The following is a 20,203-nucleotide window of genomic DNA, read 5'->3' on the forward strand; positions in this document are numbered from 1 at the left end:
CCATGACGTTCCTCGCGGGGGCGAAGCGGATCGCCAACCGGCCGCTCGAGACGCTGGACACGCTCGGCGACCAGATGTCGTTCTACGGCCGGGCCTTGCTGTGGACGCCGCGCACGCTGCGCCGCTACACCAAGGAAGTGCTGCGGCTGCTGGCCGAGGTGAGCTTCGGGTCCGGTTCGCTCGCGGTCATCGGCGGCACGGTCGGCGTGATGGTCGGCCTGACGCTCTTCACCGGTGTCCTCGTCGGCCTGCAGGGTTACTCCGCGCTGAACTCGATCGGCACCTCGGCGTTCACCGGTTTCCTCACCGCGTTCTTCAACACCCGCGAAATCGCCCCGCTGGTGGCCGGGCTGGCGCTGTCCGCGACCGTCGGCGCCGGGTTCACCGCGCAGCTGGGCGCCATGCGGATCTCCGAGGAGATCGACGCGCTCGAGGTGATGGGCGTGCCGAGCCTGCCGTACCTGGTGACCACGCGGATCATCGCCGGGTTCGTCGCGGTGATCCCGCTGTACGTGATCGGCCTGCTCAGCTCGTATCTCGCGTCGCGGCTGGTCGTTATCTACATCTACGGACAGTCCGCGGGTACCTACGACCATTACTTCGACCTGTTCTTACCACCGCAAGACGTGCTCTATTCGTTCATCAAGGTGCTGATCTTCAGTGTCCTGATCATTCTTTCGCACTGTTACTTCGGGTACCGGGCGTCCGGCGGCCCGGCCGGGGTGGGCGTGGCCGTGGGGCGCGCGGTGCGGCTTTCCATCGTCACGGTTTCGATCGTGAACTTCTTCATCGGTTTCGCCATCTGGGGAACCGACGTCACGGTGAGGATCGCGGGATGACGACACTCCGGCGAAGGTTGCTGGGCCTGCTGCTGGTGGCGGTGCTCGTCGGCGGGATCGCGCTGAGCATTGCCTTGTACGACAAGGCCTTCAGCAAGTTCGTCACCGTGAAGCTCGATGCAGGCAGCATCGGCAACCAGCTGCTCCAGCAGTCCGACGTCAAGGTGCGTGGGCTCATCGTCGGTTCGGTGCAGGAGATCAAGGCGACCCCGGACGGCGCCGAGCTCACGCTCGCGATGGACCCGGAGTCGGCGAAGCTCATCCCGCAGAACGTGTCCGCGCGGTTCCTGCCGAAGACGCTCTTCGGCGAACGTTATGTGTCGCTGCAGATCCCGCCGGACCCGTCCACCCGCACGCTCGCCGACGGCGACGTGATCCCGCAGGACCGCACGTCGAGTGCGGTCGAGCTGGAGCAGGCACTCGAACACCTGATGCCGGTGCTGCAGGCGGTGCAGCCGCAGAAGCTGTCGAGCACGCTCACCGCGATCTCCACCGCGCTGCAGGACCGGGGCAAACCGCTCGGGGAGACGTTGTCGCAGCTGGGCCAGTACATCGGCGACCTGAATCCGCACGAGCCGGAGCTGCAGCACAACCTCCAGGCGCTCGCGGAGTTCTCCGACCACCTGCGCGGTGCGGCGCCGGATCTGGTGCAGAGCCTGGACAATCTCAGCACGACCACTCGCACGGTCGCCTCCGAACAGCAGAACCTCTCGAACCTGTACGGCAGCCTCACGGTCGCGTCGCGGGACCTGCAGTCGTTCCTGGAAGCCAACAAGCAGAACATCATCAGCCTCGCGAGCACTGCCCGGCCGACTGCCGAGCTGCTGGCCAAGTACTCGCCCGAGTACCCGTGCGTGCTCAAGCAGATGGCGAAGGTCGTGCCGGTCGCGGACGCGGCGCTGGGCAAGTTCAACGGCAAGCCGGGCCTGAACGCGACCATCGAGGTGGTCGTGAACCGCGGGCCGTACCAGCCGGGCGAGGAACCGCGGTTCGAGGACAAGCGCGGTCCGCGCTGCTACGACCTCAACCCGGCGCCGGACCCGTTCCCGCAGGAACCGCCGGACGGTCCGTTCAAGGACGGTACGAAGCACACGCCGCCGCCGAAGTCGTCGGGCCAGGGCCTGAACCCGGCCAACTTCACCGCGGACGCGGGCGGCTTCAACGGTGGCGGCGCGGGCGGCGGCAACCCGGCCAACTCCGCGGCGGAGAACGACTTCCTCGCCGCGCTGGTCAGCCCTGAGCTCGGGATGTCGCAGGACCGGTTCCCCGGCTGGGGATCACTCCTCGTCGGGCCGCTCTACCGGGGTGCGGAGGTGACCGTCAAGTGAGGGGACTCGTCGCACCGCTGGTCAAACTGCTGATCTTCGTGGTGATCACGGTGCTGTTCACCACGGTGCTCGGCATCAGCATCGCGAACATCAACACGTCCAGCACCAACGAGTACTCGGCGCGGTTCACCGACGCGACGCTGGTGCTGCCGAACGACGACGTGCGCATTGCCGGCGTCCGCGTCGGCCAGGTCAAGGACGTGAAGATCGTCGACAAGCGGCAGGCGCAGGTGGACTTCGAGGTCGACTCCGGGCGCAAGCTGCCCGCCGGGGTCACCGCGCAGATCAAGTTCCGCAACCTGGTCGGCCAGCGCTACGTCTCGCTCGGCGAGGGCACCGACCACAGCGGCGCGCTGCTGCCCGCGGGCGGCAACATCCCGCTCGAGCGCACCACGCCCGCGCTGGACCTCACCGAGCTGTTCAACGGGTTCAAACCGCTCTTCATCGCGCTCAACCCGGATGACGTGAACAAGCTGTCGTACGAGGTCATCCAGGTCCTGCAGGGCGAGGGCGGCACCGTGGAAAGCCTGCTGTCGCACACCGCGTCGCTGGCCACCACGATCGCGAACAAGGACCAGGTGATCGGCGAGCTGATCGACAACCTCAACTCGGTGCTCGACACGGTCAACCAGCACACGCCACAGCTGAACGACCTGATCGTGAAGCTGCAGCAGCTGGTGTCCGGCCTCGCCGCGGACCGCAAGCCGATCGGCGACGCGATCGAGGGGCTCGGCAACCTCGCGAACACCACCGCCGGCCTGCTCGCCGACGCGCGCCAGCCGCTCAAGGACGACATCAACGCGCTCGGCAAGCTCACCGCGAACCTCAACCAGAACGAGCCACTGGTGGAGCACTTCATCCAGTTCATGCCGAAGAAGGTCAGCGCACTCACGCGGACCGCGGACTACGGCTCGTGGTTCAACTTCTACTCGTGTGAGGTGACCGGCACCGTGGGCCTGCCGGGGATCCTGCCGCCGACCGACTTCACGCTCGCACCGGCGAACCGCGAGAGGTGCAAGTGATGAAGTCCTTCCAGAAACGCAATCCGATCCCGATCGCGCTCGTCGGCATCGCGGTGCTCGGGCTCGGTCTCATCGCCGCACTCAACTCCGACGACCTGCCGGTGATCGGTGGCGGCACCACGTACAGCGCGGCTTTCTCCGAAGCGGCCGGGCTGCAGAAGGACAACGACGTGCGCATTGCCGGGGTCAAGGTCGGCAAGGTGTCCTCGATCAAGCTGGACGGCGCCAGCGTCAAGGTGTCGTTCAAGGTCAAGGACGCCTGGCTGGGCGACAAGACGACGGCGGCCATCAAGATCAAGACGTTGCTGGGCCAGAAGTACCTGGCGCTCGGCCCGCAGGGCAACGGCACGCTCAACCCGGACGCGCCGATCCCGCGGGACCGCACGATGTCGCCCTACGACGTGCTCGACGCGTTCCGCGGGCTGTCGCAGACGGTCGACGCGATCGACACCAACCAGCTGGCCAAGAGCTTCGACGCGATCACCCAGACGTTCGCCAACACGCCGCAGGACGTCAAGGGTGCGTTGTCCGGGCTGTCGAAACTGTCGGACACCATCGCGAAGCGCGATTCGCAGCTCGCGAACCTGCTGGCCAACACGCGTGAGGTGTCACAGACCCTGGTCGACCGCGACGCCGAGGTGCAGAAGCTGCTCACCGACGGAAACCAGCTGCTGGCCGAGATCACCAAGCGGGAGCAGGCGATCAGCGCGCTGCTCGACGGTTCGCGGCAGCTCGCCACGCAGCTGCAGGGCCTGGTGGACGACAACGACAAGCAGCTCGACCCGGTGCTCACCCAGCTCGACCAGCTCACCTCGATGCTGCAGCGCAACCAGGATTCGCTGGCACTGGGCATCCAGAAGTTCGCGCCGTTCATCCGGGTCTTCAACAACACCATCGGCACCGGGCACTGGTTCGACAACTACATCTGCGGCCTGGTCCTTCCTTCGGTCGGCCCGCTCAACCCGGAGGGGTGTTACTCCAAATGACCAGCACCCGCTTCGGCCAGTCGCTCACGCGTGGCGTCACGATCGCGATCGTGCTCGCCCTCGTGGTCGCGGGCGGCTTGTGGTGGACCCTCAAGGATGCCAACCGCAACCACCTCACCGCGTACTTCTCCGGCGCCGTCGGCCTGTACGAGGGCAACAGCGTGCGCATGCTCGGCGTGGACATGGGCCGGGTCACCAAGGTCCAGCCGATGGGCAACCAGGTACGGGTGGACGTCGAGTACGACCGCTCGGTGGCGGTGCCCGCCGACGCGAAGGCGCTGATCGTCGCGCCCTCGCTGGTGAGTGACCGGTACATCCAGCTCGCCCCGGCGTACACCGGCGGCCCGCAGATCGCCGACGGCGCGACCATCCCGCTCGACCGCACCGAGGTCCCGCTCGAGGTGGACCAGCTCGCCGCCAGCCTCGCCCGGGTCAGCGAGACGCTGGGTCCCAATGGTGCCAACAAGAACGGCTCGCTGTCGGACCTGCTGAACACCGCGGCCAAGAACCTCGACGGCAACGGCAAGGCCCTGCACGACACGATCACGAAGCTCGGGCAGGCGTCCGGCACGCTGGCCGGGAACAAGGACGACCTCTTCCAGACCGTGCAGAACCTCGGCCGGTTCTCCCAGACGCTCGCGAACAGCGACGGGCAGGTGCGCCAGTTCGAGACCCAGCTCGCCCAGGTGAGCGGATTCCTGGCGGGGGAGAAGGACAATCTCGCCGCGACCGTGCAGCAGCTGGGTACCACGCTGCAGACGGTGCAGGGCTTCATCGAGCGCAACCGCGGCCGGTTGAAGTCCAATGTGGACAAACTGGCGAGCGTCACCAAGGTGCTGGTGGACCAGCGCAGCTCGCTCGCCGAGATCCTCGACGTCGCGCCGGTCGCGCTGTCCAACATCGTCGGTGTCTACAACGGGTCGTCCGGCACGCTCGACGCGCGGCCGAACCTCAACGAGCTCACCCAGCCGCCGCTGGTCATGGTCTGCAGCCTGCTCAAGCAGACCAGCGCGACCAAGCAGTTGCTCGGCAACGCGTGCGACGGCATTGCCGGGGTGGTCGACGGGCTGGTGCCGTTGCCGTCCACCGCGCAGGTGCTGCAGGCAATGCAGGCGGGCAAGCTGCCGCCGCTGCCGCTCCCCTTGCAGGGCCAGGTCTACGGGACGGGGAGCTGACGTGAAGCGACTGACGAAGCTCGCCGCCGCCGGTGCGGTCACCACGGTGTCCGCGCTGGTGCTGAGCGGCTGCGGGTTCAGCGGCATCTACGACGTGCCGCTGCCCGGTGGCGCCGACCTCGGCGATCACCCGTACACGCTGAAGATCCAGTTCAAGGACGTGCTGGACCTGGTGCCGCAGTCGGGAGTGAAGGTCAACGAGGTGCCGGTGGGCCAGGTCAAGGAGATCGGCCTGACGCCGGACGGCTGGCACGCCGAGGTGACCGTGGAGGTCAACGGCGACGTCAAGCTGCCTGCCAACGCGATGGCCAACGTGAAGCAGTCGAGCCTGCTCGGCGAGAAGTACGTGGAGCTGGCGTCACCCGGGCCCGCCGAGGCCACCGGGCAGCTCGCGAGCGGGGCGACCATCCCGCTTGCGCGCACCGGCCGTGACGTCGAGGTGGAGGAAGTGCTCGGCGCGCTGTCGCTGCTGCTCAACGGCGGCGGCGTGGACCAGCTGAACACCATCACCAAGGAGCTCAACAACGCGACGGCCGGGCGCGAACCGGACCTCAAGGCGTTGCTGGACAACGCGAACCAGCTGGTGACGAACCTCGACCGGCAGTCGGCGAACATCACCCGCGCACTCGACGGGCTCAACCGGCTGTCGATGACGCTCAAGGATCAGAAGGACAAGCTGGTCGGCGCGGTCGACAATCTCGGGCCCGGGCTCGGGGTGCTGGAGCAGCAGCGCGGCCAGCTGATGACGATGCTGAACGCGCTCAACAACCTGTCCGGCGTCGCCACCGACACGGTGAACCGGAGCAAGGCGGACCTGGTGGCCGACCTCAAGGCGCTCACGCCGACGCTGCAGAAGCTCGGCGAGGCGGGCAGCGACCTGCCGAAGGCGCTGGAGATCCTGCTGACGTACCCCTTCACCGACCAGGCCTACAACGACGTCAAGGGCGACTACTTCAACCTCTTCGCCAAGATCGACCTGAACCTCAAGGACGTCATCGACAACCTCGGCCGCAGCAGGCAGAACCCGTTGAACGGCCTCGTGCCGGTGCCCGGTCTCACCGGCGGGGTCGAGGGCACGCAACCCAACCAGCCGCCGCCGCTGCCGATTCCCGGGCTGGGCGGGGCGCCTGCCCAGCAGGCGCCGAGCTCGACCGGCGGCCAGGGCGGCGGGCAGCCGTCGCAGAGCGGGTTGTCCGGCCTGTTCGGGGTGCTTTCCGGAGGTGCGGGCTGATGTTGCTGCGCAGGACGAAAATCCAGCTGATCGTGTTCGCCTTGATCTCGGTGCTGGCCATCGGGTACGCGCTCGTGCGGTTCGCCGGGCTCGGCACGGTGTTCGGCACCAGCGGGTACACGGTGAAGCTGCAGCTCAACGAGTCGGGCGGGATCTTCACCAACGCCGAGGTCACGTACCGGGGCTTCAACATCGGCCGGGTCGGGCAGCTGCGGCTCACCCACACCGGGCTCGAGGCGGACCTGAACATCGACCCGAAGGCGCCGCAGGTGCCCGCGAACCTGGACGCGGTGGTCGCGAACCGGTCCGCGGTGGGCGAGCAGTACGTGGACCTGCGGCCGAAGAACGACCAGGGTCCGTACCTGCGGGCCGGTTCGGTGATCCCGGCCGCGAAGACGACCACCCCGGTCACCACCGACCGGCTGCTGGCCGACCTCGATTCGCTGGCCGCGTCGGTGCCGACCGACTCGCTGCGCAAGGTCGTCGACGAGTCCTACGACGCCTTCCGCGGCACCGGCGGCGACCTGCAGAAACTGCTCGACACCGCACGCAGTTTCACCGGCACCGCCCAGCAGTACCTGCCGCAGACCGTGCAGCTGCTGCAGGCCGGCGGCAAGGTACTGGACACGCAGAACGACCAGGCGTCGAACTTCGCGTCGTTCTCGAAGAGCCTCAACCAGCTCACCGGAACGCTGAAGAACTCCGACGGCGACCTGCGCAAGCTGATCGGCATCACCCCGCAGGTGGCCGACCAGATCACCCAGGTCGTCAACGAAACCGGGCCCGGCCTCGGCGCACTGACGGCGAACCTGCTGACCACCGCCAACCTCACCGTGACCCGGCTGGACGGCCTCGAACAGGGCCTGGTGACGTACCCGGCGCTGGCCGCCGCGGCGCCGTCGGTGGCACCCGGCGACGGGACCGCGCACCTGGGGCTGGTGCTGAACCTGTTCAACCCGCCGTCGTGCACCAAGGGCTACCTGCCGTACAGCCAGTACCGGCCGGGGTCCGACACGTCGGTGCGCCCGGAGAACGACAAGGTGTACTGCGCGGAGCCGAAGGGCAGCCCGATCAACGTCCGCGGTTCGCAGAACGCGCCGTTCAACGGGGTGCCGGTGCAGCCGTCGCAGCAGGACGTGGCGGCCAACCGGGACCGCCCGGCACAGCAGCTGCAGGAGCAGCGCGACGCCCAGGTACCGGGTGTCGTCGGCAGCCCCGGAGTGTCGCTGAACAGCCTCGGCGCCCTGCTCGGGGTCGGCTGACCGGGATTTGATGACCGTTACCTACTCTGGAGTGTCATGAGTTCGAAGCCCCAGGTCACCGAGGACGAGGTGGCTGCCCGTACCGGGTGGAAGCTGCCCGGGTCGCCGCGCGCCTGGCTGTTCGGGTCCGGGGCGTTCGCGCTGGCCGCCTTCCTGGTCGCGGTGGTGTTCGGGGCCCTGTGGCTGGCGGCGGTGCTGAACAGCGACCGTGGCCTCGCCGCATCCCGCGACGACGTGATCAAGGACGGCACCTCCGCAGTGCTGGCCTACACGCAGGTCGACTACGAGAAGCTGGACGACTACTTCAAGCAGCAGAAGGACGTCTCCACCGAAGAAATGGCCAAGCAGATCGACCAGGCCATGCCGAACTACTCGAAGGCGTTGAAGGACCAGAAGGTCAAGGTCACCACGACGATCCAGGACATCGCCGTCGAGGAGCTCAACGACCACGACGGCAAGGCGAGCTTCCTCGCCGCGATCACCACGGACACGTCGGCAGGCGGCAAGAACGGCACGAAGGCGCTGCGGCTGGAGGTCCAGATGACCCGGGTCGGCAGTGACTGGAAGCTGTCCGGGATCGACCAGGTGCCGCTCGTCGCCGCCGGTCAGTAGCTGCTGTACCCAGCTTTACGTGCGTTACCGCAGATCGGAGTTCCGCAGTGCCCCCCTCCCGTCGCCAGCCCCCGCGCAGCACCACTCCACCGGCCCGCCGGCCGAAGGTCGCCGGGTTGCGCAAGCCGTCGGATGCGGCACCGGCGTCCCCCAAGCCACGGCCGCGGCCGCTGCCGGACGCGGATCCGGTCGAGGTGACCCAGGAGCTGCGCATCCCCCGGGGTGGGCTGGTGCGCCCTGCCGCTGAGGAGGCTCCTGCTTCTTCCTCGGACTCGGCCTCGGACGCGGCGGTCGACTCGGCCGCGGTTTCCGCTGAGGACTCGGAGGCGGCTTCGGAGACGGCTTCGGCGGAGGTCGTCGCGGGTGTCACCACCGAGCCGGTTGATGCCCCGGAACCTGCGGAAGTCCCGGATCCGGTCGAAGCTTCCCCTGTCCCGTCCCGCCCGAGCCCTCGCCGCAAGCAGCGAGACACCGGCGCCGCGAAGCCGGTGGACGTGACGGAGGCGGAGTCGAGGACGAGGTCGGCCGCCGGTTTCCCGGCCGTCCCGGCCCAGCGTTCGGCGGAAAGCCGCACCGTCGTGTTCACGGCGGTGCTGCTGGTGGTCGGAGTGGCGCTGGTGGCGCTGGCGGTGATCTTCGCGGTCTTCCGCCAGTCGGTGGCGGACTCCACGGACAACCGCGCGCTGCTGGACGTGGCGAAGACCGCGCAGGTCAAGGACCAGGTCTCGAAGGCAACCGAGGCGCTGTTCTCCTACGACTTCAACAACATCAAGAAGACCGAGGACGCGGCGTCGTCGCTGCTCGCGAGCGACGACGTGAAGGCCAAGTACAACGCGCTGATGGGCGAGGTCAAGAGGCTGGCGCCGCAGCAGAAGATGGTGGTGACCTGCAAGGTCACGCGCAGCGCCGTCATCCATCTCGACGGCGACCTCGCGCGGGTCATGGTGTTCGTCGACCAGACCTCGACCCGCGCGGACACCAAGCAGACCGCCGCCGGCACCGCCCAGCTCCACGTGGACGCCCAGCTCCAGGGCGACAAGTGGAAGATCACCGACCTGGACACGTACAAGGCCGCCCCTGCGCCCGGTGCTCCTCCGCCTTCGTCGGCACCCCCGTCGAAGTAGGCGGCCTGCGGGTCAGGTGACCGAACGCAGCGCAGTCCGCAGAGCAACCCGGCGCAGGTTGTCCAGCCGATCGAGCACCGAGGGCGCCACGGTGTGCGGACCACGGTCGGCGAGGAGCTGATCGAGCAGGCGTCCGGTGAGGACGTCCAGCTCCGCGCGGATGACGTCGAGGTCAGGGCTCGCGCCAGGGGCCTCGCCGGGATGCGCAGTCCAGCGGGCGATCAACCCGCGCTGGACGATCTTGCTCGCGCTGATCTGGTCCCGAAAGAACGCCGCCGCCCGCACCGGGTCGACGCCGAGCGCCCGCGCCCGCTCCCGGACGGACGTGAGCTCCTGCTGCTCCCGATCCGGATCGTCGACAGCCTTGCCGGACCCGAACTTCGCCGCCGCCACCCGAGCACTGACCTCGAGCCGCGCCACGACGAGATCCGCAAGCGGCCCACCGGCCACCGGCCCCACCGCCCGCCCCGCGACGGCCCCCAGGAGCACCGCACTGAGCAGGGCAAACCGCACCGCCACGACCCTTCCTGCCGACACCCGACCCTTCCCCTGATGATACCGGCGAGGGGTGACAGAAAACCCGGTTCAGGCGAAGCGAGACGAGAATTCACCGCCCGGGCGGACCTTGCGGGGCCGCGAACCGGCGAGATGGCTGACCCAGCGGGTGCCGTGGCCGAGTGGCAAGAGGGGCCGACGTGGCGGGGATAGCTGCTTCGACGGTCAGGTGACAGGCCTGGTGGCTGGCTCGGCGGTGAGACGGCTGGACCGCCAGCTTACCGCCCGACGTGCCCGATGGAGCAGAGCAGGAACGCGGTCAAGCACGACCCCCGGCGAGACGGCCGCCCCGCAGGGGCTTCTGCGAGGCAGCTGCCCTGCAGAACCCCACCCCCCGCCGGGGAGCTGCGCCCGACACCCGCTCACGTCTCCCGGACCCGTCCGAAACCCGCTGCCGTTCCCCCAAGCCCCACTCCCCGGTCGGTCCTGCCCCGCAGGAGTCCGCCGCCCATCCGAAGCACAGCGCCAGCCCGGTCGTCCGCCTCTTCGAATCCGCTCCGAACCCGCCGCCAAACCCACCCCCCACGACCGTGACGCACGCCACTCCCGTCACCACCAGCCCCGTCCCCACCAGGCCCTCCGCCAGCTGGTACCCGGCGGTAACCGGGATGATCATCCCGGCCGTCACCCTCCGCTGACCTGCCCCGACGATGCGCCAACCGGCGGGACCCCCGTGTGGCATCTTGACTCTCGCGCGTCCTGGGTTCACGCTTACTGCCAACGGTGACGGCCGGGGAACGCGGACCTTGCGGGAGGGACGCGAAACCGGGGGATCCGGGAGGCTGTGGAAGAACTGCCGGAAGCGGCGCGATACAGGCTGGGCCCCGTCGGGAGCGCCCCCTGGACAGACTGCGTCGTTCGGGCTAGACTGCCTCTTTGCGCTGCCCTCTTTCAGGCTGCCCGGAGCCGGTAGTTAGGATAGTGGGCACACGGCACCCCTGACAGTCCGCGACAGCTGTTGCCATCGCGGCTGCTCACCGCTCATTGTCCCCGGAAGGACGCATCTTGGCAGTCTCTCCCGCGAACCAGGCCACTGCTGCGACCACCTCGGCTGTACCCCGCTCGCAGGCCTCGGGTATTCCCGGAGCGCCCCAGCGGGTCTCTTTCGCAAAGATCCGTGAACCCCTCGCCACCCCCAACCTGCTGGATGTTCAGCTCCAGTCGTTCCAGTGGTTCACCGGTGACGAGGCGTGGTTCGAGCGCCGCGTGGAAGAAGGTGAAGAGAACCCGGTCGGCGGCCTGGAAGAGGTTCTCAACGAGATCTCCCCGATCGAGGACTTCTCCGGCTCGATGTCACTGTCGTTCTCCGCCCCGCGCTTCGACGAGGTCAAGGCCTCGATCGAGGAGTGCAAGGACAAGGACATGACGTACGCGGCGCCGCTGTTCGTCACCGCCGAGTTCGTCAACAACAACACCGGCGAGATCAAGAGCCAGACGGTCTTCCTCGGTGACTTCCCGGTGATGACGGACAAGGGCACCTTCATCATCAACGGCACCGAGCGGGTCGTCGTGTCCCAGCTGGTGCGTTCTCCGGGCGTGTACTTCGACCGCAGTGTCGACAAGACCATCGACAAGGACGTCTTCAGCGTGCGCGTCATCCCGAGCCGCGGTGCGTGGCTCGAGTTCGACGTCGACAAGCGCGACACCGTCGGCGTGCGCATCGACCGCAAGCGCCGTCAGCCGGTCACCGTGCTGCTGAAGGCGCTCGGCTGGACCACCGAGGCCATCCGCGAGCGCTTCTCCTTCTCCGAGACGCTGCTCGCCACCCTCGAGAAGGACCACACCGCGGGCACCGACGAGGCACTGCTCGACATCTACCGCAAGCTGCGCCCCGGCGAGCCGCCCACGAAGGAGAGCGCGCAGACGCTGCTGGAGAACCTGTTCTTCAAGCCGAAGCGCTACGACCTCGCCAAGGTCGGCCGCTACAAGGTCAACAAGAAGCTCGGCCTCGACACCCCGTACGAGACCGGCACGCTCACCGAAGAGGACATCGTCTCGGCCATCGAGTACCTGGTCCGGCTGCACGCCGGCGAGGACAAGATGACCAGCGTCTCGAACGTCGAGGTGCCGGTCGAGACCGACGACATCGACCACTTCGGCAACCGCCGCCTGCGCACGGTCGGCGAGCTGATCCAGAACCAGATCCGGGTCGGCCTCTCCCGCACCGAGCGTGTCGTGCGGGAGCGCATGACCACGCAGGACGTCGAGGCGATCACGCCGCAGACCCTGATCAACATCCGCCCGATCGGCGCGGCGATCAAGGAGTTCTTCGGCACCTCGCAGCTGTCGCAGTTCATGGACCAGAACAACCCGCTGTCGGGGCTCACCCACAAGCGCCGCCTGTCGGCGCTGGGCCCGGGTGGTCTGTCCCGTGAGCGCGCCGGCATGGAGGTCCGCGACGTCCACCCGAGCCACTACGGCCGGATGTGCCCGATCGAGACGCCGGAAGGCCCGAACATCGGCCTGATCGGCTCGCTGTGCTCCTACGCGCGGGTCAACCCGTTCGGCTTCATCGAGACGCCGTACCGCAAGGTCGTCGAGGGCCAGGTCACCGACCAGGTCGACTACCTCACCGCGGACGAGGAAGACCGTTACGTCAAGGCGCAGGCCAACGCGCCGCTCACGGACGACGGGCACTTCGAGGAGAACAAGGTCCTCGGTCGCCGCAAGGGCGGCGAGGTCGAGCTGATCGACCCGCTCGAGATCGACTACATGGACGTGTCGCCGCGGCAGATGGTCTCCGTCGCCACCGCGATGATCCCGTTCCTGGAGCACGACGACGCGAACCGCGCGCTGATGGGCGCGAACATGCAGCGCCAGGCCGTCCCGCTGCTGCGCAACCAGGCGCCGTACGTGGGCACCGGCGTGGAGCTGCGTGCCGCGGTCGACGCCGGGGACGTCCTGGTGGCCGAGCAGGCAGGCGTGGTCGAGGAGCTGTCCGCGGACATCATCACGATCATGCACGACGACGGCACGCGGAAGAGCTACGGACTGTACAAGTTCCGCCGCTCCAACCACGGCACGTGCTTCAACCACCGGCCGATCGTCAACGAGGGCGACCGGGTCGAGCAGGGCCAGGTCATCGCCGACGGGCCGTCCACCGAGAACGGTGAGATGGCGCTCGGCAAGAACCTGCTCGTGGCGGTCATGCCGTGGGAAGGCCACAACTACGAGGACGCGATCATCCTCTCCGAGCGCCTGGTGCAGGACGACGTGCTCACGTCGATCCACATCGAGGAGCACGAGATCGACGCCCGCGACACGAAGCTGGGCGCCGAGGAGATCACCCGGGACATCCCGAACGTCTCCGAGGAGGTGCTCGCCGACCTCGACGAGCGCGGCATCATCCGGATCGGTGCCGAGGTCCGCGACGGCGACATCCTGGTCGGCAAGGTCACGCCGAAGGGCGAGACCGAGCTGACCCCGGAGGAGCGCCTGCTCCGCGCGATCTTCGGCGAGAAGGCGCGCGAGGTCCGCGACACCTCGCTGAAGGTGCCGCACGGCGAGACCGGCAAGGTCATCGGCATCCGGGTGTTCTCCCGCGAGGACGACGACGAGCTGCCGCCCGGCGTCAACGAGCTGGTCCGCGTCTACGTGGCCCAGAAGCGCAAGATCCAGCCGGGCGACAAGCTCGCCGGACGGCACGGCAACAAGGGTGTCATCGGCAAGATCCTGCCGGTCGAGGACATGCCGTTCATGGAGGACGGCTCCCCGGTCGACATCATCCTGAACACCCACGGTGTCCCGCGCCGGATGAACATCGGCCAGATCCTCGAGCTGCACCTCGGCTGGCTGGCCTCGCAGGGCTGGACGATCGAGGGCAACCCGGACTGGGCGAAGAACCTGTCCGAAGAGCTCTACGACGTCGCGCCCGGCACGAACACCGCCACCCCGGTGTTCGACGGCGCGAAGGAAGAGGAGCTCACCGGGCTGCTCGGGGCGACCAAGCCGAACCGCGACGGCGAGCGCATGGTCAAGGAGAACGGCAAGGCCACGCTGTTCGACGGCCGCTCCGGCGAGCCGTACCCGTACCCGGTGTCGGTCGGCTACATGTACATCCTGAAGCTGCACCACCTGGTCGACGACAAGATCCACGCCCGCTCCACCGGCCCGTACTCGATGATCACGCAGCAGCCGCTGGGTGGTAAGGCGCAGTTCGGCGGCCAGCGCTTCGGCGAGATGGAGTGCTGGGCGATGCAGGCCTACGGCGCGGCGTACACGCTGCAGGAGCTGCTCACGATCAAGTCGGACGACGTGGTCGGCCGCGTCAAGGTGTACGAGGCGATCGTGAAGGGGGAGAACATCCCCGAGCCGGGTATCCCGGAGTCGTTCAAGGTGCTCCTGAAGGAGCTCCAGTCGCTGTGCCTCAACGTCGAGGTGCTCTCCAGCGACGGTGCGGCCATCGAGATGCGCGACTCCGACGACGAGGACCTCGAGCGCGCCGCCGCGAACCTCGGCATCAACCTGTCCCGCAACGAGTCGCCCTCGGTGGACGACGTCGTGCACTGACCCGCGATGAGGCGGGGCTCCCCTCCCGCGAGCCCCGCCTCACCGCCACCCCCTCTAGCCGAAACAACCCCAAGGGGAACAAGACGTGCTGGACGTCAACTTTTTTGATGAACTTCGGATTGGCCTTGCGACTGCCGACGACATCCGTCAGTGGTCCTTCGGTGAGGTGAAGAAGCCGGAGACCATCAACTACCGCACCCTCAAGCCGGAGAAGGACGGGCTCTTCTGCGAGAAGATCTTCGGCCCCACCCGGGACTGGGAGTGCTACTGCGGCAAGTACAAGCGGGTCCGCTTCAAGGGCATCATCTGCGAGCGCTGTGGCGTCGAGGTCACCCGCGCCAAGGTGCGCCGTGAGCGGATGGGCCACATCGAGCTGGCCGCGCCGGTCACCCACATCTGGTACTTCAAGGGTGTCCCGTCGCGTCTCGGCTACCTGCTGGACCTGGCGCCCAAGGACCTCGAGAAGATCATCTACTTCGCCGCGTACGTCATCACCGGCGTGAACACCGAGCTGCGGCACAACGACCTGCCGACGCTCGAGAACGAGATCGGGGTCGAGCGCAAGAACCTCGAGACCAAGCGCGACGCCGACATCGAGACCCGCGCGCAGAAGCTGGAAGCCGACCTGGCCGAGCTGGAGGCGGAGGGCGCGAAGTCCGACGTGCGCCGCAAGGTCAAGGAGGGCGGCGAGCGCGAGATGCGGCAGCTGCGCGACCGCGCCGGCCGCGAGCTCGACCGTCTCGAAGAGGTCTGGACCACCTTCACCAAGCTCGAGCCGCGGCAGCTGATCGCCGACGAGCTGCTGTACCGCGAGCTGATCGACCGCTACGGCGAGTACTTCACCGGCGGCATGGGCGCGGAGGCCATCCAGAAGCTGGCCACCGAGTTCGACGTCGCCGCGGAGGCCGACAGCCTGCGCGACACCATCCGCAACGGCAAGGGGCAGAAGAAGCTCCGTGCGCTCAAGCGGCTCAAGGTCGTCGCCGCGTTCCAGGCGACCGGCAACGACCCGCGCGGCATGGTGCTCGACGCCGTCCCGGTCATCCCGCCGGACCTGCGCCCGATGGTGCAGCTCGACGGTGGCCGGTTCGCCACGTCGGACCTGAACGACCTGTACCGCCGCGTGATCAACCGGAACAACCGGCTCAAGCGGCTGATCGACCTCGGCGCGCCCGAGATCATCGTCAACAACGAGAAGCGGATGCTGCAGGAGGCCGTCGACGCGCTGTTCGACAACGGCCGCCGCGGGCGTCCGGTCACCGGACCGGGCAACCGGCCGCTGAAGTCGCTGTCCGACCTGCTGAAGGGCAAGCAGGGCCGGTTCCGCCAGAACCTGCTCGGCAAGCGCGTCGACTACTCCGGTCGTTCGGTGATCATCGTCGGTCCGCAGCTGAAGCTGCACCAGTGCGGCCTGCCGAAGGACATGGCGCTGGAGCTCTTCAAGCCGTTCGTGATGAAGCGGCTGGTCGACCTCAACCACGCGCAGAACATCAAGTCCGCCAAGCGGATGGTGGAACGTTCGCGCCCGCAGGTGTGGGACGTGCTCGAAGAGGTCATCACCGGCCACCCGGTGATGCTGAACCGCGCACCGACCCTGCACCGCCTCGGCATCCAGGCCTTCGAGCCGCAGCTGGTGGAAGGCAAGGCCATCCAGCTGCACCCGCTGGTCTGCGAGGCGTTCAACGCGGACTTCGACGGTGACCAGATGGCGGTGCACCTGCCGCTGTCGGCCGAGGCGCAGGCCGAGGCACGGATCCTGATGCTGTCGGCGAACAACATCCTGTCGCCTGCGTCGGGCCGTCCGCTCGCCATGCCGCGGCTGGACATGGTCACCGGCCTCTTCCACCTCACCCGGCTCAGCGAGAACGCCGACGGTGCGGGCAACGCGTACTCCTCGCCCGCCGAAGCGATCATGGCGTTCGACCTCAAGGCGCTGAGCCTGCACGCCCCGGTCAAGATCCGCATCACCGACCGTCAGCCTGCCAAGGCCGACGAGCCGCGGCTGGCCGAGGCGGGCTGGGAGCCGGGCAGGGCGTGGCTGGCCGAGACCACCCTTGGCCGCGTGCTGTTCAACGACCTGCTGCCGGCGGACTACCCGTTCATCAACGAGCCGATGCCGAAGAAGCGGCAGGCCGCGATCGTGAACGACCTCGCCGAGCGGTACTCCATGACGCAGGTCGCGCAGACGCTCGACAAGCTCAAGGACGCCGGGTTCTACTGGGCGACCCGCTCGGGCGTCACGGTGGCGATCTCGGACGTGCTGACCCCGGTCGGCAAGAAGGCCATCCTCGACGAGTACGAGGGCAAGGCCGACCAGGTCGAGAAGCGGTACCAGCGTGGTCAGCTGTCGCACGCCGAGCGCAACAACGAGCTCGTCAAGGTGTGGACGCAGGCCACCGAAGAGGTCCACAAGATCATGGAGACGGCGCTGCCGGACGACAACCCGATCGCGATGATCGTGAAGTCGGGCGCGGCGGGCAACATGACGCAGGTCCGGTCGCTGGCCGGGATGCGTGGCCTGGTGTCGAACCCGAAGGGTGAGTACATCCCGCGTCCGATCAAGGCCAACTTCCGTGAGGGCCTGTCGGTGGCGGAGTACTTCATCGCGACGCACGGTGCCCGGAAGGGCCTGGCGGACACGGCGCTGCGGACCGCGGACTCGGGTTACCTGACCCGGCGTCTGGTGGACGTGTCGCAGGACGTCATCGTCCGAGAGGTCGACTGCGGCACCACGCGCGGCATCATGATGCCGATCGGCGAGGACGTCGGCGACGGCAAGGTCGTCCGTGACCAGCACGTCGAGACCAGCGTGTACGCGCGCAACCTCGCGACGGACGCGGTGGACGCCAAGGGCAACGTCGTGCTCAACGCGGGCGACGACATCGGCGACCCGGCGCTGGACCGCCTCATCTCCAGCGGTATCACCAAGGTCAAGGTCCGTTCGGTGCTCACCTGCGAGTCGGCGGTCGGCGTGTGTGCGACCTGCTACGGCCGTTCGATGGCGACGGGCGAACTCGTCGACGTCGGCGAGGCCGTCGGTATCGTCGCGGCCCAGTCGATCGGTGAGCCGGGTACGCAGCTGACGATGCGTACGTTCCACCAGGGTGGCGTCGCCGGTGACGACATCACGACCGGTCTGCCCCGCGTCACCGAGCTTTTCGAGGCTCGGGTGCCGAAGGGCAAGGCGCCGATCGCGGACGTCGACGGCCGCGTGCGGATCGAGGAGAGCGAGCGGTTCTGGAAGATCACCCTGATCCCGGACGACGGGTCGGAGGAGATCGTCTTCGACAAGCTGTCCAAGCGGCAGCGGCTCGCCAACACCCCGAACGGCCCGCTGGGCGACGGCGACCGCGTCAACGTCGGCCAGCAGCTGCTCGAGGGCACGCCGGACCCGCACGAGGTCCTGCGGGTCATGGGTCCGCGCGAGGCGCAGATGCACCTCACCGACGAGGTCCAGAAGGTGTACCGGGCGCAGGGTGTGTCGATCCACGACAAGCACATCGAGGTCATCGTGCGGCAGATGCTGCGCCGCGTGACGATCATCGACTCCGGCGCCACGGACTTCCTGCCGGGCGAGCTGCCCGAGCGGACGAAGTTCGAGGCGAAGAACCGGGCCTCGGTCGCCGAAGGCGGCGAGCCCGCTTCGGGCCGTCCGGTGCTGATGGGCATCACGAAGGCGTCGCTCACCACGGACTCGTGGCTGTCGGCGGCGTCGTTCCAGGAGACCACGCGAGTCCTCACCGACGCGGCGATCAACGGCCGCTCGGACAAGCTCGTGGGCCTCAAGGAGAACGTGATCATCGGTAAGCTGATCCCGGCCGGTACCGGCATCAACAAGTACCGGAACATCCAGGTGCAGCCCACCGAGGAAGCCCGGGTCGCGGCATACGCGATCCCGTCCTACGACGACGGCTACTACACCCCGGACGTGTTCGGTTCGGGTACCGGTGCCGCAGTTCCGCTGGACGACTACGACTTCGGTCGCGATTTCCGCTGAGCGTAAGCAAAAACGCCCCCTGCCTTTCCGGCGGGGGGCGTTTTGCGTTGGTGGCTAAGCGGTGGCGAGGGTCTTGCGCATCTTGCGGACCCGCCGGGGTGGGCGGGGCAGGTAGGTTCGCTTCGCGAGGTACAGGCCCACCAGCGGCCAGATCAGGCCGATCAGCAAGTCGAGGGCGGCGTAGGACCGGATGCCGCTCTGGTAACCCGGGTGCCCCCACAGCGGGCCGACCGCCAGCTCGACCACGTCCCCTCGGCTGGGCAGGTCCCCGAGCCAATCCGCGGAGATCTCCCGGGTGCCGCCGTCCTCTTCATAGGTTCCCCGGATGCTCGCCCGGTCCACCGAACAGGAGAACCCGCCGGTGGTGTTGATGCAGTGCCGGGTACCGCCTGCGCCGATCCCGGTGACTTTCACCTGAACCTGCGGCGCCAACCCGGTGAGGGCGGCTGCCGAGTTGCCCACCGCCCCGAACCCCAGCGCGATCAGGCCGAGCGCGATCAGCGACCGCATGGTCAGCGAAATCGACGTCACCGGCTGCCGGTCCGCGGCTTCCCGGCGGCGGTTCACCGGGGTCCGGATGAAGCCGCCGCGCTTGCCGAACCAGGCGTCGTAGCTCGGGTCGGACCGGGTGGTCAGGTCGTGGAAATCCCGGTCCCCGCCCCAGACTTCCCACACCGGCGCCGGAACCGCGGCGGCCAGCATGGCGAGGCGGCGGGAGTTGCCGAACATCCGGTCCTCGGTCAGGCCGCCGGTGTCCGTGGTCCAGATCGCCGTGCCGTGGAAGGCGACCTCGTGCACGCGGAACCACAGGTCGTTCATGATCATCTCGCGGCAGGCGCCGGTGAGCACGGCCGCGGCGAACTCCGGGTCGGACGTCATGACGGTGAACCGGCGGTCGAAATCCGGGTCGATCTCGACGCTGTCGACCGCGGTGTCCGGGCGCAGCCAGCCGAAGTGGTTACGGGTGATCCGCGCGTCCTCGAACGGGGTGAAGAACTCCGGTTCGAACGCGCCCTGCTTCGGCGAAATCCACAGCGCGGGGACTGCCGGGATCCGCAGTTCGACCACCGCGTTGACCGAGTCGATCTCCTCGGCGACCTTCGCGACCCCGGCGAACGATTCGCCTTCGCGCGGCGGATTGGACGAGTATTCGATGCCCAGGAGCCAGTGGCCCTGGTGCGTGAACTCGACGGTCGTGCGCCGCGGTCCGGGATCGGGATGGTCCAGCGGCACCGCGCGACCCCGGTGCGGCAGGAAGCCGAACGTCGGCTCACTGCCCGCGCCGAGACGGTTGACCCAGCTTCGCTGATGCCACCCACGCCACGCGATCAGCGCGGTGATTACGAGCGGGAACGCGATCCAGACCAGCTGCGGGAGGTCGCTTCCGGTGCCGGCGGCGAGCCAGTACAGCGTGGTCTCGGAGACCGCGATTCCGCACAGCGCATAGCAAACTGCCGAAACGGTCGGGTTTCTGCGTTCGGCCCACCCGGCAAGCCAGAGCAGGGCGAAGCTGAGCAGATACCCGCCGACGATGAACCAGGGGCCGAGCAGGTCGTCCATCCG

The 20,203-nt window shown here is 68.1% G+C and carries 13 protein-coding genes; 11 read left to right on the forward strand and 2 right to left on the reverse strand.

The window, feature by feature from the left end:
• Nucleotides 1–2 precede the first annotated feature (2 nt).
• Genes OO71_RS19310 through OO71_RS19350 form a run of 9 tightly spaced genes read left to right on the forward strand, consistent with a single transcriptional unit; the run spans nt 3 to nt 9,579 of the window.
• Complete coding sequence (locus OO71_RS19310; RefSeq protein ID WP_033291163.1) at nt 3–839, forward strand: MlaE family ABC transporter permease; 837 nt, start codon at nt 3–5, stop codon at nt 837–839.
• Nucleotides 836–2,167, forward strand: a complete 1,332-nt coding sequence (locus tag OO71_RS19315) for an MCE family protein (protein ID WP_033291164.1) — start codon at nt 836–838, stop codon at nt 2,165–2,167. Before OO71_RS19310 ends, OO71_RS19315 begins: the two co-directional genes overlap by 4 nt.
• Nucleotides 2,164–3,189, forward strand: a complete 1,026-nt coding sequence (locus OO71_RS19320; RefSeq protein WP_033291165.1) for an MCE family protein — start codon at nt 2,164–2,166, stop codon at nt 3,187–3,189. The genes OO71_RS19315 and OO71_RS19320 overlap by 4 nt, the downstream gene beginning before the upstream one ends.
• Entirely contained in the window at nt 3,189–4,175 is a 987-nt protein-coding gene (locus OO71_RS19325) for an MCE family protein (RefSeq protein ID WP_033291166.1), read from the forward strand. Before OO71_RS19320 ends, OO71_RS19325 begins: the two co-directional genes overlap by 1 nt.
• Entirely contained in the window at nt 4,172–5,350 is a 1,179-nt protein-coding gene (locus OO71_RS19330) for an MCE family protein (RefSeq protein ID WP_033291167.1), read from the forward strand. The genes OO71_RS19325 and OO71_RS19330 overlap by 4 nt, the downstream gene beginning before the upstream one ends.
• A 10-nt stretch (nt 5,351–5,360) precedes the next feature.
• A complete protein-coding gene (locus OO71_RS19335; RefSeq protein ID WP_033291334.1) occupies nt 5,361–6,581 on the forward strand; it encodes an MCE family protein in 1,221 nt (406 codons plus the stop codon).
• Complete coding sequence (locus OO71_RS19340) at nt 6,581–7,843, forward strand: MCE family protein (protein WP_033291168.1); 1,263 nt, start codon at nt 6,581–6,583, stop codon at nt 7,841–7,843. The genes OO71_RS19335 and OO71_RS19340 overlap by 1 nt, the downstream gene beginning before the upstream one ends.
• A gap of 36 nt (nt 7,844–7,879) precedes the next feature.
• Nucleotides 7,880–8,455, forward strand: coding sequence for a hypothetical protein (locus OO71_RS19345; RefSeq protein WP_245633715.1), 576 nt, complete (start codon nt 7,880–7,882; stop codon nt 8,453–8,455).
• Between the two features lie 47 nt (nt 8,456–8,502).
• Nucleotides 8,503–9,579, forward strand: coding sequence for a hypothetical protein (locus OO71_RS19350; protein WP_245633716.1), 1,077 nt, complete (start codon nt 8,503–8,505; stop codon nt 9,577–9,579).
• Nucleotides 9,580–9,591: 12 nt separating this feature from the next.
• Here OO71_RS19350 and aroQ read toward each other — a convergent pair whose 3' ends face one another.
• The gene (gene aroQ / locus OO71_RS19355) at nt 9,592–10,116 is read right to left on the reverse strand and encodes a gamma subclass chorismate mutase AroQ (protein ID WP_084145037.1); all 525 of its coding nucleotides are present in this window, start codon (nt 10,114–10,116) and stop codon (nt 9,592–9,594) included.
• A gap of 1,023 nt (nt 10,117–11,139) precedes the next feature.
• Between aroQ and rpoB the strand changes: the two genes are divergently transcribed.
• Together rpoB and OO71_RS19370 are read left to right on the forward strand one after the other, a co-directional pair.
• Nucleotides 11,140–14,643, forward strand: a complete 3,504-nt coding sequence (rpoB, locus tag OO71_RS19365) for a DNA-directed RNA polymerase subunit beta (RefSeq protein WP_033291170.1) — start codon at nt 11,140–11,142, stop codon at nt 14,641–14,643.
• 85 nt (nt 14,644–14,728) lie between these two features.
• Nucleotides 14,729–18,640 (forward strand): DNA-directed RNA polymerase subunit beta', encoded by a 3,912-nt coding sequence (locus OO71_RS19370; protein ID WP_033291171.1) that lies wholly within the window; start codon nt 14,729–14,731, stop codon nt 18,638–18,640.
• A gap of 54 nt (nt 18,641–18,694) precedes the next feature.
• Here the strand turns inward: OO71_RS19370 and OO71_RS19375 are convergent, their stop codons facing one another.
• Nucleotides 18,695–20,200: a hypothetical protein gene (locus OO71_RS19375; protein WP_033291172.1), complete on the reverse strand. Its 1,506-nt coding sequence runs from the start codon at nt 20,198–20,200 to the stop codon at nt 18,695–18,697.
• Between the last annotated feature and the right edge of the window lie 3 nt (nt 20,201–20,203).

This window comes from Amycolatopsis jejuensis (assembly GCF_000717335.1).
In the GTDB taxonomy this organism is placed as follows: Bacteria; Actinomycetota; Actinomycetes; order Mycobacteriales; family Pseudonocardiaceae; genus Amycolatopsis; species Amycolatopsis jejuensis.

What these genes read in the sequence shown, in the direction of transcription:
- OO71_RS19310 (WP_033291163.1), top strand. Translation starts at nt 3, where the DNA reads ATGACGTTCCTCGCGGGGGCGAAGCGGATCGCCAACCGGCCGCTCGAG.
- OO71_RS19330 (WP_033291167.1), top strand. Translation starts at nt 4,172, where the DNA reads ATGACCAGCACCCGCTTCGGCCAGTCGCTCACGCGTGGCGTCACGATC.
- OO71_RS19375 (WP_033291172.1), bottom strand. Translation starts at nt 20,200, where the DNA reads ATGGACGACCTGCTCGGCCCCTGGTTCATCGTCGGCGGGTATCTGCTC.
- OO71_RS19315 (WP_033291164.1), top strand. Translation starts at nt 836, where the DNA reads ATGACGACACTCCGGCGAAGGTTGCTGGGCCTGCTGCTGGTGGCGGTG.
- OO71_RS19345 (WP_245633715.1), top strand. Translation starts at nt 7,880, where the DNA reads ATGAGTTCGAAGCCCCAGGTCACCGAGGACGAGGTGGCTGCCCGTACC.
- OO71_RS19340 (WP_033291168.1), top strand. Translation starts at nt 6,581, where the DNA reads ATGTTGCTGCGCAGGACGAAAATCCAGCTGATCGTGTTCGCCTTGATC.
- OO71_RS19325 (WP_033291166.1), top strand. Translation starts at nt 3,189, where the DNA reads ATGAAGTCCTTCCAGAAACGCAATCCGATCCCGATCGCGCTCGTCGGC.